At 52.0% G+C, this 15,564-nt stretch carries 11 protein-coding genes; 1 reads left to right on the plus strand and 10 read right to left on the minus strand.

The window, feature by feature from the left end:
- Position 1: 1 nt before the first annotated feature.
- The 4 genes from NDI45_RS07780 to NDI45_RS07795 form a co-directional block, all read right to left on the minus strand.
- Positions 2–2,194: a response regulator gene (locus NDI45_RS07780; protein ID WP_348246953.1), complete on the minus strand. Its 2,193-nt coding sequence runs from the start codon at positions 2,192–2,194 to the stop codon at positions 2–4.
- Between the two features lie 214 nt (positions 2,195–2,408).
- Positions 2,409–6,074: a response regulator gene (locus NDI45_RS07785; RefSeq protein ID WP_348246954.1), complete on the minus strand. Its 3,666-nt coding sequence runs from the start codon at positions 6,072–6,074 to the stop codon at positions 2,409–2,411.
- Between the two features lie 49 nt (positions 6,075–6,123).
- Positions 6,124–6,570: a hypothetical protein gene (locus NDI45_RS07790; RefSeq protein ID WP_190793315.1), complete on the minus strand. Its 447-nt coding sequence runs from the start codon at positions 6,568–6,570 to the stop codon at positions 6,124–6,126.
- Between the two features lie 248 nt (positions 6,571–6,818).
- Positions 6,819–7,103: a helix-turn-helix transcriptional regulator gene (locus NDI45_RS07795; protein ID WP_190793314.1), complete on the minus strand. Its 285-nt coding sequence runs from the start codon at positions 7,101–7,103 to the stop codon at positions 6,819–6,821.
- Between the two features lie 319 nt (positions 7,104–7,422).
- Between NDI45_RS07795 and NDI45_RS07800 the strand changes: the two genes are divergently transcribed.
- Positions 7,423–8,304 carry a hypothetical protein gene (locus NDI45_RS07800; RefSeq protein WP_190793313.1) on the plus strand — a complete coding sequence of 294 codons (882 nt, stop codon included), beginning with the start codon at positions 7,423–7,425 and terminating at the stop codon, positions 8,302–8,304.
- Here NDI45_RS07800 and NDI45_RS07805 read toward each other — a convergent pair.
- The 6 genes from NDI45_RS07805 to NDI45_RS07830 form a co-directional block, all read right to left on the minus strand.
- On the minus strand, positions 8,301–8,495 hold the full coding sequence (locus NDI45_RS07805; protein WP_190793312.1) for a hypothetical protein: 195 nt from the start codon (positions 8,493–8,495) through the stop codon (positions 8,301–8,303). The two genes, NDI45_RS07800 and NDI45_RS07805, sit on opposite strands and share 4 nt — an antisense overlap.
- A 201-nt stretch (positions 8,496–8,696) precedes the next feature.
- On the minus strand, positions 8,697–10,247 hold the full coding sequence (locus tag NDI45_RS07810) for a peptide ligase PGM1-related protein (RefSeq protein ID WP_190793316.1): 1,551 nt from the start codon (positions 10,245–10,247) through the stop codon (positions 8,697–8,699).
- A 222-nt stretch (positions 10,248–10,469) separates the two neighbouring features.
- Complete coding sequence (locus tag NDI45_RS07815) at positions 10,470–11,975, minus strand: GMC family oxidoreductase (protein WP_348246955.1); 1,506 nt, start codon at positions 11,973–11,975, stop codon at positions 10,470–10,472.
- Positions 11,976–11,984: 9 nt separating this feature from the next.
- A complete protein-coding gene (locus tag NDI45_RS07820) occupies positions 11,985–12,596 on the minus strand; it encodes a heme-copper oxidase subunit III (protein WP_190793310.1) in 612 nt (203 codons plus the stop codon).
- A 73-nt stretch (positions 12,597–12,669) separates the two neighbouring features.
- The gene (gene ctaD / locus NDI45_RS07825) at positions 12,670–14,364 is read right to left on the minus strand and encodes a cytochrome c oxidase subunit I (protein ID WP_190793309.1); all 1,695 of its coding nucleotides are present in this window, start codon (positions 14,362–14,364) and stop codon (positions 12,670–12,672) included.
- A 90-nt stretch (positions 14,365–14,454) separates the two neighbouring features.
- Positions 14,455–15,513 carry a cytochrome c oxidase subunit II gene (locus tag NDI45_RS07830; protein ID WP_190793308.1) on the minus strand — a complete coding sequence of 353 codons (1,059 nt, stop codon included), beginning with the start codon at positions 15,511–15,513 and terminating at the stop codon, positions 14,455–14,457.
- Between the last annotated feature and the right edge of the window lie 51 nt (positions 15,514–15,564).

Consider the following 15,564-nt stretch of genomic DNA (forward strand, 5'->3'; position numbering starts at 1 on the left):
GTTAGCGACCGCAATTTCCGGACTGAGGACGCAGGAGATTCACAAGGGTTTCCAAAAATTGTTCTGGCTCGATCGGTTTTGCAACGTGAGCCTGAAATCCAGCCGCAAGAACACGCTGTTGATCGGCTTCGCTGGCATGGGCAGTAAGCGCAATTGCGGGAATGCCTGCATTCAGATTGTCCTGAAGCGATCGAACTTTCTGGATCAGATCATAGCCATCTAAGTTCGGCATACTGATATCGCTGATCAAACCGTTGAATGGCTGAACTTCTAAAGCCGCAATCGCTTGCGCGGCACTCTCAGCAACTGTTACCACTGCGCCCTGCTGCTCCAGCATAAACGCCAGCAACTCGCGGCTATCGGCTTCGTCATCGACCAGCAAAATTTTTTGTCCGGCAATTCCCGCTTCGATCGGTGAAACTGCTTCTAAAGTGTCCTTTTGATAATCGATCGCCTGATGCAGCGGCAGCCCAACCGTAAACACCGCTCCTCGATCGATGCCTTCACTTTCTACCTGCACCATCCCGCCATGCAGCTCAACCAAATGTCGCACGATTGCCAACCCTAGCCCCAATCCCGTATAGGATCGCGTCGTGGAGCTATCTGCCTGCCGAAAGCGATCGAAGACGTGGGGCAGGAAGTCGGGGGCAATGCCGATGCCTGTATCGGTGATGGTGATTTGAGCGTAAGGGCAAAGGAGTGGAGGGGGTGAGGGGTGAGAGAAAATTGGGTCAGCGGTTGAGCCAAGTTCATGACTTTCCACCTCCCGATCTCCCGATCTCCCGATCTCCCAATCTTCCTCCTCGACTCGTTCTAATTCCACCTTGACTTTGCCGCCATCGGGCGTAAATTTGATCGCGTTGGAGAGGAGGTTTAGAACGACCTGCTGTAAGCGGACGGCATCCCCCATCACTTGAATTTCGTCAAGCGTGAGGTGAACCGTGAGATGTATGGCTTTGGCTTGTGCCTGCGGACGCACAGATTCGATCGCCGCTTCAATCACGGGCGGAAGCTGGATTGGGGCCATTTTCAGGGAGAATTTGCCCTGAATAATGCGCGAAACATCGAGCAAATCTTCAATGAGCTGGGTTTGGGACTGGGCGTTGCGCTGGATAATGCTTAAGCCACGAGCGACGGTTGCTTCATCTAGACGACGAACGCTCTGTGGAACAAAGCTATCGCTCAGGATTTTTGCCCAGCCTAGCATGGCGTTGAGCGGCGTGCGAAGCTCGTGGGACAGCACTGCCAGAAATTCGTCTTTCATGCGGTTAATGGCTTCGGCTTCCTGGCGGGCAATTTGTGCTCGAATCATTTCGGCGCGTATCGCTTCTGCCTGTTTGCGCTCGGTGATGTCTTCGATCGTGCCTAAATGTCCGAGCAGTTCACGCTGTTCTGAAAATGACTGCCCTGAACGCTGCTCTGAATGCTGCTTTGAATACAGAGGGCGCGATCGAAGATTAATCCAGTGCAGGTCTGGATTGAGCAATCGGAATTCGGCTGACAATTCCTGCTCGCCGCTCAGGTAAGCCATCCATTGTGCTGTCATGGGCGATCGATCTTCAGGGTGGATCGTTTGCAGCAAATCGACTTGCAGCGAAGCAGGGGCACTGATGCCGCAGATCGCATCGAAGCGCGGATTGGTGTAGGTCAATGTTCCAGCGGGGTTCGTTAAGAAAATGCCAATCGGTGAACCTTCGCTCAGCAGCCGAAACTGTTCTTCGCTTTGTCTAAGCTGGGTGTTTGCCGTTGCGAGTTGGGCAGCCTGGCGTTCGAGCACAAGGCTTTGCTGCTGAATTGCCTGCGTTTTTTTGAACAGATCGACGAATACCGTTGCCTTCGATAAAAGCATGACTGGATCGATCGGTTTGTGTAAATAGTCCACCGCTCCCAGCGAATAGCCTTTCGACAGCATCTCAAAAGTGGCACTAAATGCCGTCAGAAAAATAATCGGCGTTTGGCGCGATCGCCGACGTTGGCGAATCAGGCTTGCCGTCTCAAACCCATCCATTCTTGGCATTTGCACATCGAGCAAAATCAGGGCAAAGTCTCGTTCGAGCAAAACCCGCAGAGCCTCCTCACCCGAATTCGATCGCACTAAATTCGCGCCTAGCGGTTCCAGAATAGCCTCCAGCGACAGCAGGTTCTCCGGGTGATCGTCTACAAGAAGAATATTGACCGTAAAATCTGACTGCATAAGGTTTTCCGCAAAACGCGATCGCTTTTCCCCAGAGCATGTTTCAAATGCTTTTGATCTCCCCTAGCCCCCTGCAAAAGGCGGGAACCGAACCACTCCTAGTTCCGCTTTTTAAGCGGGATTGAGGAGGATTGAACCCGATCAAGCTACTCTTCGCAGAGCCTCTAAACCATGCTCTAACCCCTTCCATCAACCCTAGATATTAACCTTAATATCAACCATAAAGCCAAACCCGCAGCAGCGAAATGAGCTGGTCAGGATTCACAGGCTTTGTGATGTAGTCTGATGCTCCCACTTCCAGACATTTTTCTCGATCGCCTTGCATGGCTTTGGCGGTCAGGGCAATAATCGGCAGTGATCGAAAGGCATTTTGCGATCGAATTGCGCGGGTTGCCTCATAGCCATCCATTTCGGGCATCATCACATCCATCAGGACCAGATGAATTTCTGGATGCTGATTCAGCACACGCAGACCAGCCTGACCATTTTCCGCGTAAAACACTTCCACGTCGTATTCTTCTAGCAAACTGGTAATTGCAAAAATATTGCGCACATCATCATCGATAATCAGCACTTTTTTGCCTGCCAACACTGCATCCCTAGCAGCCAAGCGGTTTGGATTACCTTCAGAAGCACGACTTGCAGCGTTCGTCTGAATTGACGGAGACGGTACTGACATTGACAGTGGCGATGCTAATGATGGCGACGGTAACAATGGTGATGAAATTGGTGATGTTTGTTGAGACGATCGCGTTTGCACCTGATACAGAAAGAGCATTATCTCATCGAATAACCGCTCTAGCGATCGAACGTCTTTAATGATGATCGTCTCGGTGAATCGCTTCAGGTGGGTTTCTTCTTCTAGCGTGAGTTCCTTTCCGGTATAAACCACGATCGGCAGAGTAGGATAAGCCTCTTTGATCTGCTCCAGCAAATCAAATCCATTCATGTCCGGCAGGATGAGATCCAGCACGGCACAGTCAAACTCGCCCGACTGCAGGAAGTCGAGTGCCTGCGCCCCTGATGCGGCGATCGTGGGCTGCAGGCTGTTTTGCCCGAGCAGCTCGCAAATGGTTTGTGCCTGAGTGCGATCGTCTTCAACCACAAGAAGCTGTTTAACCTGCTGTTCCATAAACTGCCGCAAGGCTGAAAAGGTGTCATTCAGTGACTCTGGTGTGACAGGTTTTTGCAAATAGGCAACGGCTCCAAGCTGCAAACTGCGCTCTAGATGATCATCTACTGAAAGCACATAAACGGGAATGCCTCTGGTTTGGGCATTGCTTTTGAGCTGCTCCAGCAATTGCCAGCCCCAGCCATCTGCCAAACGAATATTCAGCATAATTGCCACAGGCTGAATATGCCGCACTAGCTCCAGTCCGGTATCGCTGCGCGTTGAAACCAAGCCCTTAAAGCCCTGCTGGTGCGCGATCTGAAGCAGGCTATGGGCAAAGTTTAAATCGTCTTCAATGATCAGCAACACGTTATCTCCAGACTGAAGATCCGCCCGATCGTCCTCAATGGCATGATCAGCTAGAGAATCGCCGTTCGTATAACCTTTGATACTCCCATTAATATTGCCGTTGTTATTCCCATTGATATCCCCATTAATATTGCCGTTGTTATTGCCGCTGAAATAATCAGAACGATTCACAACATTTGCTGAGCCATTTACAGCGTATTCCGAACGATTTGGAGCGATCGGATCGCTCATGCGATCGATCAACATTTGTTTCGTTATCGAGGATTCCTGGGATGATTCCTGAAATACATCTCTTGATGGCAGCTCTGATGAGTTTTCTGATGATTCTGATGTAGTTTTTGATGATACTTCGATCGCAGCAGAATAAAGCGTGTCGTAGCTGGGCAAATATACCGTGAACGTGCTGCCCTGTCCTTCCTGGCTTTTGACGGTGAGCTGTCCGCCTAGCAGATGCGCGAGTTCCCGACTGATCGAGAGTCCTAGTCCGGTACCGCCATATTTGCGGCTGGTGGTTCCATCTGCCTGCTGAAATGCCTCAAAGATTGCCACCTGTTTCTCTGGGGAAATGCCGATTCCCGTATCGGTGACTGAAAACGCAACGACAAGCGATCGTTCGTTCAAGCTTGGATCGGGTGTAACCGGGATCATGCTCAGGGTGACGCTGCCGCTTGCCGTGAACTTAAACGCATTCGACAGCAGATTTCTGAGAATTTGTTGTAGCCGTTTTGAATCGGTGATGAAGGAGGTTGGCAATTGGGGATTGAGGGCGATCGCGAAATCCAGTCCTTTGGTATGCGCTACCTGATTAAAGATGTTTTCCAGCGAGGTTTTTAGCTCGGTAAACAGAACGATCTGCGGCTCGATCGACAGTTTGCCCGATTCAATTTTGGCGAGATCGAGAATATCATTAATCAGATCCAGCAAATCATTCCCCGCCGCATAGATAGTTTGACTGTATTCGATTTGCTTTTCCGTCAAATTTCGATCGCGGTTCTGGCTCAGCAAATTGGCAAGAATCAACAAGCTGTTGAGTGGGGTTCGCAGTTCATGCGACATATTCGCCAGAAATTCTGACTTATAGCGCGAACTCAGAGCAAGCTGGGTGGCTTTTTCTTCGAGTGCCTGCCGCGCGTGTTCCACCTCCCGATTTTTGCGCTCGACTTCGCGATTGCGTTCCTTAAGCTGATTGGCTTTCTCTTCTAGCTCCAGATTGAGCTGCTGCAACTGCTCGTTGGTTTGCTGCAATTCTTCCTGCTGTTCTCGAAGCTGTGCCTCCGATCGCTGGAGTTCGTTTGCCTGTTCTTCTAGGCGGCAGTTGGTTTCCTGGAGTTCAGCTTGCTGCTGCTGAAGTTCCTCGGTTAACGACTGGGATTGCATCAGTAAGTCTGTGGTGCGAGCCGTTGCGGCGATCGTTGTCAGCACCACACCGAGCAAATCACAGGATTCATTCAGAAACTGGAACGACAATTCGCTAAACGGCTTTAGCGAAGCCAGCTCGATCACTGCCACCACCTGCGTTTCAAACAAAATTGGCAGCACGATCAAATGACGCGGAGCCGCATCGCCCAAGCCCGACCCGATTCGCACATACTCGCTGGGCACATTGCTGAGCAAATACGGTTTTTGATCGATCGCGCATTGCCCGATCAAGCCTTCCCCTAAATGCAAGCGAGGCTTTAACTGAGCTGATTCTGGCGTTGCATATTGGCTGAGTCGCTCCAGCATCGGAGGGTTGGCACTGCGATCAAGCCAATAAAACACGCCCTGCTGAGCCTCTAAGAGCGAACAGATCCGCGTCAGGATCAGGGAAGCAGCGTTGGTTAGATTGCGCTGTCCTTGCAGCATTCGGGTCAGGTCTGCCACGTTGGTCTTGAGCCAGGTTTGCTCTTCGTCGCTCTGTTTTGCCAGTTCAAGCTGCTGACGACGTTCTTCTGCCAGCTTCAGTGTTGCCAGCAAACCCTCCACCTTGGGAACCAGTGGCGGCAGCGTTAGCGCAGCAGAGACCGAAGCCAGCGCAGTAATCAGCTTCACGTCACCCGATAGCCAGTAGATAGGATGCCAGAGCGTGATGACCTCCACAAAGTGCGTTGTGCCACAGGCAATAATAAACGCCCCAAACACCAGAAACATCCAGTGAAAAGGGATTTCCTTCCGCGTTCGATAAACCAGGTAAGCTAGCGTCGAGGAAATTGACACATAGCACACGCCAATGATTGTGTCTGTGCTAACGTGCAGCCAAACCAGCTCCGGCTTCCACAGATAGCAGTGACCGTGCGGAATGAATCCAGTCGCATTCAATAAATTTTGCGCCAGTCCCGGGTAGAGCAGCGTGGCTGAAATGGCAAGGGCAAGCGCGATCGTGGCGTAAAAGGAGTTGTTGCCCTGACGGGTTTGCAGCATTTTGGAGGAGGGGTTGAGGGGTTGAGGGGTTGAGGGGTTGAGGGTGGAGTTAGTTGCTTTGCGGGAGTGGCGAGGAGCAGATGAGGTCAAGGATGGGGGGGATGACGGCTCTGGCGTCGATGGATTTGGGGATGGGTCGCTGGAACCTGGCTTGGAGAGCTTGCTGATGGATTGAGCGATCGATGAGCTGATCAATGAGCTGATCAATCTGTTGATTAGTTGATTGATTAGTTGATTGATTAGTTAGTTGATTGATCGGATAAATCGGGGCCAACGTCGTGACGATCGCATAAGGAACAGCTTGATTTTCCTGAAGCTGACTGGCTGCAAACAAAAGCTCAGAACCAACATTGAATCGGCTCCAGTGCCCAGTCGGAAAACAAAGACCATCTGCCCACTGCAAAACGATTCCAACATCGGTCAACGATTCTGTTGGCGGCTGGAGCGATGCTTGAATAGCGGTTTGTCTGGCAGAATTGTTCAGGGAATCAGTCATGCTGGTCGCACTTGGGCAAGATCAAAGTCTCTAAAATTTAGATTTATAAAGTTGATATAGAGTTGAATGCGATGAGAAGTGTTGAAACTAAACTATTTTTGAAGAATTATTTTTCAATAAGAGCTGTAGCTGAGTCTGAAGGCTGCACAGCGTTTCAAGCCGCAGCGAAAACAGGCACGAACTAGAGCACCGAAAGTGAAGAGCTGAAAGAATGCTGGGATCGCTTCAATGCCCAACTTTTTTCCATGCTAATCACTGATATTGAGACCCGCAATTCTCGCGTAATACTGCTTCAGCAGATCCTGCCCTTCTGCCCCCATTTCATGCAGCAATGCCTCAATTTGTTTTAGGACGATCGGCAACGGCTGATGATGTCCGTTCTCCCAGCGATTGACGCTCAAAAATGAAACGCCTAACTTTGCAGCAAATTGAGTCTGAGTTAGCCCTAAACACTGCCGAGTTTGGCGAATTAAACCTGGAAGAACAACTTGTGCCCCTTCTACGGTAGTACTTTGGAGAAATTGACTTTTCATAGGCAAAATACGGCAAAAATAAACTGATCGATACAGGGTAGATATATCACTTGATGGGTACGCTCAGACTCAGCCTAAAGAGGTATTGCCAATGGTCGATTCACTTCCTATGGCTTCTCATGCAAAAGGGGGTTTGGGTAAGCGTTAGGACTCTCTAAACATCTAGTCAAACCAAACATCTGGTTAAACCAGCCCTTGCTGCTTCAGCTGCTTTATCGCTGACCCTAGTAGAATTCTGGAATTGATCGCTGCGAATCGGTAGCCATGCTGAGCTGCACTACTCCTGTTCAAACTTGTTAAGGCATCGTCACAGCATCTTATGTCACACCATCCTGAGTCGTCTTCAAAGCGGTTTATGCCAGTTCTTCTGGGAGCGTCAATCTTTAGTGGAGGATTAATTAGTCTGGCAGTCGGGCTACAATCCCACGGACGATCGACTGAGCCAGTCACCTCACAACCTGTCCAGACCTTATCTGCTGGGGCGAGTGCCCCTTCTGCGCCTTCCACAAAACCTGAGCCGACCGCAGCTTCTGCCCCTTCACCTGTGGCTCAAGCCACTCCGCAAACCGTAGACATCTTTCAAACTTCAACGCTACCCAGCACGGGCACGGTTCAAGAAATGGTCGCAGGCGACTTAATGTGTTATCTGACAATGCAAGACGATCGCGGCACGACCCGTCGGCTGGGTGCAACCTTTGAAGTGTGTGAGCAAACCAGCTTTTTAAACCAGCGCGTGCGGTTTTTCTATGAACCTGTTTCAGTCAGCGATTGCGAGAGTGCAGAACCCTGTGGCAACAGCCGCCCCGCCCTGTTAATCAGCCGGATGGAGCGCATTGATCCAGATGCCACCTCCGGCACACCTCCCGCCCAATCCGCTGATCGTTACACCCTCACGAACGGCGAATGGACCATTACGGTAGGCAATATTCAGTCCTGGTCAGGCGTGAACAACACGGGCGATCTCACCTACAATGGCTGCAACCGCCAGAACGAATGCCTGCAACTTCAGGGCGGACGCATGAGCTGCCGCGATGGAATCTGCGCGATCGGCTGGCAAAACGGAGATTATTTCTACAGCTTGCAAAGCCCGATCGAAGCTGTAGACAGCACTGCACGGCAAACGAAAGCGACTACCCTGACCGTTCGCCGGGGTGATGCCGTTATCCTACAGACAAATGACCTTCGACCTATTGGCAACTAGTCACAAGCCTGAATTCGATCGCGAGATTCCTGCTTGACCAAACCCTCCATCGCCGCCTTCTGAAGCTGCATGAAAGCACACAAATCTTCATGCTCATACTTGCTTTGCAGCAGCGATCGCAGCTTATTTTCTGCCATCACGCTCAGATAACCCGTTGCCAAAGCCTGATGAACCAGCTCACGAATTAGCATCTTTCCTTCCTCCACAGATTCGGTCAGTGCAGGACAATCTCGCCAGAGCAGCCCTCGCGAAAGGACTTGTCCCGCCGGAAATTCAAACCTGCGTTTGAACTGCCATACACGAACTAGGGGGAGCAATTACCGCACACCCGACAGCTCTGACGATCAGTTTTCAAGAAAGGTTCCGGGCGATCAGGATTTTTTGAAAACGGATTACCCCTCATCCCCACACTGCGTTTCCTTATCCAGCGCATCAATCACCCGATCGTAAATCTCCTGTGCTTCTTCCGGCGAGTTGCCAATACTGGTCACGCCAAGTTTGCCGAATTCCGAGAGGCAGCCGATCAGGTGAAAAACGGTTCCAGTCTCCGTGGTGCTGTTGAAGTGGAGATGGTGCTGGGCGATGATGTCCATCAGGTCACGGGGCAGCAGTCCGTGGTATTGCTTGCTATAGAGGTTGTCGGTGGCGATGTAGTATTTGGGTTTGCCCTGCTGACTGAAAAAGAGTCCGGTTTTTTCGTCGTAAACGCCGTAGGTCAGCAGCTTGAGCGTCATAAAGGGGTGAGTCGTGCCGCCTTTTCGCAGGTTAATTTCGATCGCCTGCAAGTCCCAGGGCTGCTGAACATTTTCGGGCTGATGCACGGCGATAAAGTCGAGGCCGTATCGCTCCAGTGCGCCTTTGCGGGCGAGAACCTCACCGACGCGCATGCCGTATTCCTGAAGCTGTAGGCGATAGGCATCATCCGCGGGAAAACTACAGCCGAGAAACACTTGCCCATCGGGTCCGCCCAGAATTTGATCGTGAGTGGAAAGAATTTCGACTTCGGCGTGGGGGGTGATTCGTCCCTGGACGCTGGGCGATCGCTTTTCGTTGCCTTCCACAAACGCTTCGACGATCGCTCCCAGTTCGGGAATTTGGCGGCTGTAGTTTTCCCAGTCGGTTTCGCACTGAAAGCTGAGTTTGGGCAACCGATCGGCGATCGCCTGAGTGCGCTCACGGGTTGAAGCCGAGCCAGGAGCCATGTTTTCTAAGGGACGCAAATCGAGCAGCGCGTTTCCCCCGCCGGAAAAGCCTTCGTTCAGCTTGACCACAATTCGCTTCAGGTGGGACTGGCGTTCCCAAAGGTCGGCGGCGGCGGCAGCTAAGTCTTCGCTACTCCAGACCAGATCGCTGCCGTCTGGGAAAGGAATTTCTGCCTCTTTGAAAATTTCGCGGCTACCGCTTTTCGTGCCCCAGTAAAGCAAATCGGGATCGACTGCCAGCAACGGCACACCCAGCTTGACCGACAACTCACGCTCCAGATTTGTGGAGTTAAAGCACGTCATATAGGCCCGATCGCGCCGAATCGCGCCCTGAAGTCGAGCCAGCAGGCGGGGACGCTCCAGAATTTTTTGGGTTAGGGGTTTAGGGGAAGCATCGTAGGTGCAGAGCAGCACCAGCCGTTCGCGGGCGTGGGAAAAGGGAATGCCGGGGAGAAGCTGCAAATAGTATTCGATGACGCTGGGGTGAATCGGCTGAGAGGTGACGTAGATCAGTCGGGTACGGGGATGGCGCAGCCGAATCAGAGAAAACAGCAGCCGCTCTTCGTAGTGATACACGCCTTTGATCTTGTGCAGCTCTTGCTGATCTAGACTGAGCGACGGAATCACCAAGATGTCGCAGTCGCCTTCTTCGGAATGCTCGATCGCCTGCCATCGATCGCGAAGCTGCAACTGAAGCTGACGAAAGAATTGCGCTTGAGCATGGTCAGGCAAAAGGGGCATACCGGGCATGGCTTCAGACTCGCAGATAGATAAATGAGGATTGATCAGGGCTAGATAAAGAGATTTTACCGATTTCTACGAGTTTGTAATCCCCAGCAAGATAGGAGTTGAAGGATGAGCTAACGCAGCGTAGCACATCAATCCGGCAGATCAAGGGGATGCATTCCGGCGATGCCTAACCCATCCTCCGCAGGCTCGTCAGCAAATCCTCAAGCTCAAGCCCTATCCCAATCGATCGATCAGATGCTCCCCGACGCGCAGCGCATTTGCCATCACGGTTAACGCCGGACTGACGCTGGTGTTGGACGGGAAAAAGCTGCTGTCTACGACATAGAGATTATCGACCTCATGGGCGCGGCAGTTGAGATCCAGCACCGAAGTCTCTGGATCAGTGCCAAAGCGACAAGTTCCACACTGATGGGCAACGACCGACATCGGCATATCGCTGCGGGGATGAGTTGCGCCACGATTAAACATAGAAGGCTGGGCAGATTCCACGCTCTTGAGCACATCAAACCATTTGTACACCAGGCGATCGTGTGCTTCCACGTTATTCGGCTCGTATTCTACCCGCATTCGATCGTTAAGGTAGTAAATGCGATTGTTGGAATTCGGCAAATCCTCTGTTTGCATCCACCAGCCGATCGAGTGCGTGGCGAGCTGCCGCAAGCCAAAGTTGGGGAAGAAACGGGACAGTCCCGATAAAATCGGTGGAGCTTCGGAGAACAGCACGTCCTGGAAGATGCCGCCGGAGTTTTGAATGTGCCCCATCGGATAGTGAAAGTTATCGTCACCCCCGTAAAAATCGTTGATGCCGATCGTGCGGGGAAACATTCCTGAGTTTGCGGTTGAAGTCACCTGCACCACCACCGACAAAAGCTGCTTCATCAGATTGCGCCCCACCTGATCTGAGCCGTTGGCAATGCCTTTGGGATGCTTTTCGTTTGCCGATCGCAGCAGCAGTGCCGCTGAATTAATCGCGCCGCAGGCAAGCACCACAAGATGACCCATAAACAGAAACGTTTGATCGCCAATCTTCGCCTGAACTGCCTTAATTTCCGTCCCAGACGGATTGGTATGAAGCCAGAGGACGTTCGCCGAGGTTTTTAGCGTCACATTGTCCGATTTGAGGGCGGGCGTAACACCTGTATCTTCTGAGTCCGTTCTGCCCTGATCGCCTAATCCGATCGGCAAATGCGCCGGATGCAATCCCTGCTTGGAAAGCGTATCGAATAGGGGCTGAAGGAACGGCTCATGGGCCACTTCTGCACAGGGATAGGCTTCGCTGTGGTGCGGTTCGGTGGGGTCTTCGCCCGATCGCCCGTGAACCTGATACAGCTTTTCGGCTTCGGTGTAGTAAGGCTCAAAATCCGCGTATTTCAGTGCCCACTCTGGCGAAAGCCCGTCTTGATGGGGAACGGCTTCAAAGTCGCGTTCGCGCATTCGCATCAGCACGCCGTACCAAAGCTTGGTATTGCCACCCACTCCGTATTTCGTCTGCGGATAAAACGGCTCTCCGGCTTTGTCAAACCAGGGTTCCGGGGCGTAATATTGCTCTTTCTTAAACACCTCTGTACCGGTTAGCTCCGAGCTTTCCCGATAAATCAGTTCACCCCGCTCCAGGATGAGAATCTTCTTTCCCGTGGGAGCTAGCTTTCGCGCCAGTGTTCCGCCACCCGCACCTGTGCCAATAATAATTACGTCATAAACCTGATCGTCAATAATCATGATTTCTCCCTACTGCCACACATAAATCAGGATGTACAACACAATCCAAATCACATCGACAAAGTGCCAAAACAGCGACGTTGCTTCTACACCAAAATAACCATTGTCGTAATTGCCAGGGACAAACGATCGCCGCAGCATTGTGGTTTGTAGAATGATGCCTGTGAGAACGTGTAAGCCGTGAAACCCGGTGAGCATGTAGAACATACCGCCAAAGATGCCCGACTGAACAGTAAAGGGCAACCCGCTCCATTCCACTGCCTGACCATAGAGAAAATAGCCGCCCATCAGCATCGTGATCAGCATAAAGATGCGAAAGCCCCACAGCTTTTTATCATGTAAATATCGTTCTGCGACATAAATGACGAAACTGCTGGAGACTAAGACGATCGTGTTAATTAGCGGCTCTCTGGTTTCGATTCCCGTCACGCCAGGGGGATACCAATCCCCGACAGGAGTGGTTTTGAAAATCGCGTAGCCGACAAAAAAGCTGATGAAAATTACGCTTTCCGACAGCAGAAACACAATGAAGCCGAATTTACTATTGCCTGCTTCGTCATGCTCCTGCTCATGCCGGACTTCTGATTCGATATCCTGTGCAATGGCTCGTTCTGCTGTCATTGTTTGCTCTCCGTGTTCGACCTGCTCGACCCGCTCAACCGATTTGACCTATTGCTTATACCTACAGCTATACCTACTGCGCTGGCTCTGGAGATTCGATCGTCCCTAACAAAGACTGATTTGCCACGAGCGGCTGATTTCTGCCGTAGCCGTAAGGACCAGACACCACCACCGGAATTTCCTCAAAGTTCTCGACGGGGGGCGGCGAGGTCGTTAGCCACTCTAAACCGTATGCCCGCCAGGGATTATTTCCCGCCTTTTCGCCCCGAATCCAGGCACTCACAATGTTAAGCAGGAAGGGCAACACTGACATTCCCAAAATAAATCCGCCAATGCTTGCTACCACATTCCAGAAGGCAAACTCTGGATCATAGGACGCAACGCGGCGCGGCATTCCCTGGAGTCCGAGCGGGTGCATCGGCAAAAAGATAAGCTGAGTTCCAATGTAGGTGAGGGCAAAGTGCAGCTTTCCAAGCCCTTCGTAATACATTCGTCCGGTCATTTTGGGGAACCAGTGATAGATACCTGCGTAGATACCCATGACGATCGTTCCGTACAACACATAGTGAAAGTGACCGACAACAAAATAGGTATTGTGAACGTGGAGATCGATCGGAACTGATCCGAGGAAGATTCCAGTGATGCCTGCGAAGACCCAGTTGCTAATGCCACCCAGCGCAAACAGCATTGGTGTCGTGAATCGGATCTTGCCGCCCCAGATCGTTGCCACCCAGCCAAACACCTTGATTCCAGACGGCACTGCAACCAGCATCGTGGTCACCATGAAAAACATCCGCATCCAGGGGGGCGTTGCGCTGGCAAACATATGATGGACCCAGACGCAGCCGCTAATCAGGGTAATGACGATCGACGAAGCCGCAATCACCCGATAACCAAACAGCGGTTTCCTGGCATGAACCGGCAGAATTTCTGAAAACATCCCAAAGGCGGGAAGCACCATCACATACACTGCCGGATGGGAATAAAACCAGAAGAAGTGCTGATAGACGATCGGATTTCCCCCGCGCTCTGGCGTAAAGAAACTCGTGCCGATCGTTAGATCCAGCAGCAGCATCACCGCACCCCCGGTCAAAGCAGGCAGTCCATAAAGCTGAATCAACTGTGCCGCCAGCACTGCCCAGCAAAACGCAGGCATTCTAAACCAGGTCATGCCAGGGGCACGCATTTTGAAAATCGTCGTAACGAAATTCACCGCGCCCATAATCGAGGACACGCCGTTAATCGCCACCGCCAGAATCCAGATCACCTGTCCGTTGATCAAATTCCCGGTCGGATTCTGCAAGCTCACCGGCGGATAAGACCACCAGCCCGACTGAGCCGGACCTCCGGGAATCAGAAAGCTTGCCAGCATCAAAAATCCGGCGATTGGCACCATCCAAAAGGAAACGGCGTTCAGTCGGGGGAATGCCATGTCTCGCGCCCCAATCATCAACGGCACCAGATAATTTCCCAGCCCCACCAGGACCGGAAACGTCCAGAAAAAGATCATTAGCGAACCGTGCATCGTAAATAGCGCGTTATATACGGTGCGATCAACCAGATCGGCTTCTGGCGTGATCAGCTCACTTCGCATAATCATCGCAAACGCGCCGCCCACCAAAAAGAAAAAGAAGGACGTGACGATGTACTGAATGCCAATGACTTTGTGATCGGTGCTAAAGGTAAAAAATCGCTTCCAGTTATCCGGTGCGCCAGGGTAGGGCTGTCCACGGGTCAGCTCAGTGGGGTCAATGGAGATGTTGGTCATGGGTTCTGTGGATAACAGGGGGTGGGAAGAAGTTGGGGAGGGTTTCGCTCGCGTTTCTGTGGATCAGTCGCTTCGGATTGCGATCGCGGGTTAGTTGCGGGTAGAGGGATCAGGGACTTGGCGAGAGGCCGATTGAGTCGTCTGTCCGATCGCAGCATTGCCTCCGGTGGCAGGGCTGTCTGGGGAGTGTTTGGGGGAGAAGTTGACAACGGGGGGTGGGGCAGGGGGAATCGTTTCCCAGCCGCGAATGGCAACTTTATCTTTCGTGTTGCCTGCGCCCGGCTCGTTAGATTGGCTGTACTCGTAGACCGCCTGGTTAAAGGCTGAGCTGGGGGTTTGGGCAGCTGCATCGGCAAGCCATCGCTCGTATTCATCCAGAGGCTGGACGACAACATCTGCCTGGTTTGAGGCAAAGTAAGTGCCGCTGTGCATCGAGTCTCGCAGGCGATAGGTTCCGGTTTTGATGGGAGTCAATTCGTACTCAATTTCTTGATTGGGAACCACGTATTGCCCCACCCGAAACGCCGGAATATAAAAGCCGTGCAGCACATCTTCAGAGCGCAGCGTAAATTTTGCCCGTCGATCGACCGGAAGGTGAAGCTCGGTGCTGGTGACCTTCTCTTTCGGGTAATAGAAAGTCCAAGACCACTGCCGCGCCGTCACTTCAATATTTTCAATGGGTTCGGTTTCAACGGCTTCCTGAATTTGCTGCTGTGGGGTGCTATCGAAGGGTTCCGCGTAGGCAGGCTCGACAACTTGTGGCACATGCAAATGCACCAGCTCCATTGGACCACCGATCGCCATCTTCTCGTAGGTGCGATAGCTAATGGCTGCGAGCATGAGCACGATCAGCAGGGGCGTTGCCGTCCAGGTAATCTCCAGAATGTTATTACCCTCAATGTGCGGACCATCTTCCATGTCATACTTACCCGCCCGGTGGAAAATCAGCGAGTAAAGGAACGGTCCCATTGTGCCGAAATAAACGGCGGTTCCCAGTCCGGTAAACAGGCTGAACAAATCGTCTGTCAGTTTCGACTCTGCCGAAGCTTCGGGCGGCAACCAGGAATAGGACTGCTTTGCCATCCAGAAGCTAAACAGGATAACTAGAATGGAGTAAATCGTGATGGTAATCACTGCGCGGAGTTTCATATCTTCCTACCCGTGGGCAATCGATCGCAAAAGAAAACCGAAACCGACTTA

The organism is Leptolyngbya sp. GB1-A1 (assembly GCF_039962475.1).
Lineage (GTDB): Bacteria > Cyanobacteriota > Cyanobacteriia > Elainellales > Elainellaceae > Leptolyngbya_A.

Coding starts and splice junctions, on each gene's coding strand:
- NDI45_RS07780 (WP_348246953.1), bottom strand. CDS start 2,194: ATGCAGTCAGATTTTACGGTCAATATTCTTCTTGTAGACGATCACCCG.
- NDI45_RS07800 (WP_190793313.1), top strand. CDS start 7,423: ATGTCACACCATCCTGAGTCGTCTTCAAAGCGGTTTATGCCAGTTCTT.
- NDI45_RS07830 (WP_190793308.1), bottom strand. CDS start 15,513: ATGAAACTCCGCGCAGTGATTACCATCACGATTTACTCCATTCTAGTT.
- NDI45_RS07820 (WP_190793310.1), bottom strand. CDS start 12,596: ATGACAGCAGAACGAGCCATTGCACAGGATATCGAATCAGAAGTCCGG.
- ctaD (WP_190793309.1), bottom strand. CDS start 14,364: ATGACCAACATCTCCATTGACCCCACTGAGCTGACCCGTGGACAGCCC.
- NDI45_RS07810 (WP_190793316.1), bottom strand. CDS start 10,247: ATGCCCCTTTTGCCTGACCATGCTCAAGCGCAATTCTTTCGTCAGCTT.
- NDI45_RS07790 (WP_190793315.1), bottom strand. CDS start 6,570: ATGACTGATTCCCTGAACAATTCTGCCAGACAAACCGCTATTCAAGCA.
- NDI45_RS07795 (WP_190793314.1), bottom strand. CDS start 7,103: ATGAAAAGTCAATTTCTCCAAAGTACTACCGTAGAAGGGGCACAAGTT.
- NDI45_RS07815 (WP_348246955.1), bottom strand. CDS start 11,975: ATGATTATTGACGATCAGGTTTATGACGTAATTATTATTGGCACAGGT.
- NDI45_RS07785 (WP_348246954.1), bottom strand. CDS start 6,074: ATGCTGCAAACCCGTCAGGGCAACAACTCCTTTTACGCCACGATCGCG.
- NDI45_RS07805 (WP_190793312.1), bottom strand. CDS start 8,495: ATGCTAATTCGTGAGCTGGTTCATCAGGCTTTGGCAACGGGTTATCTG.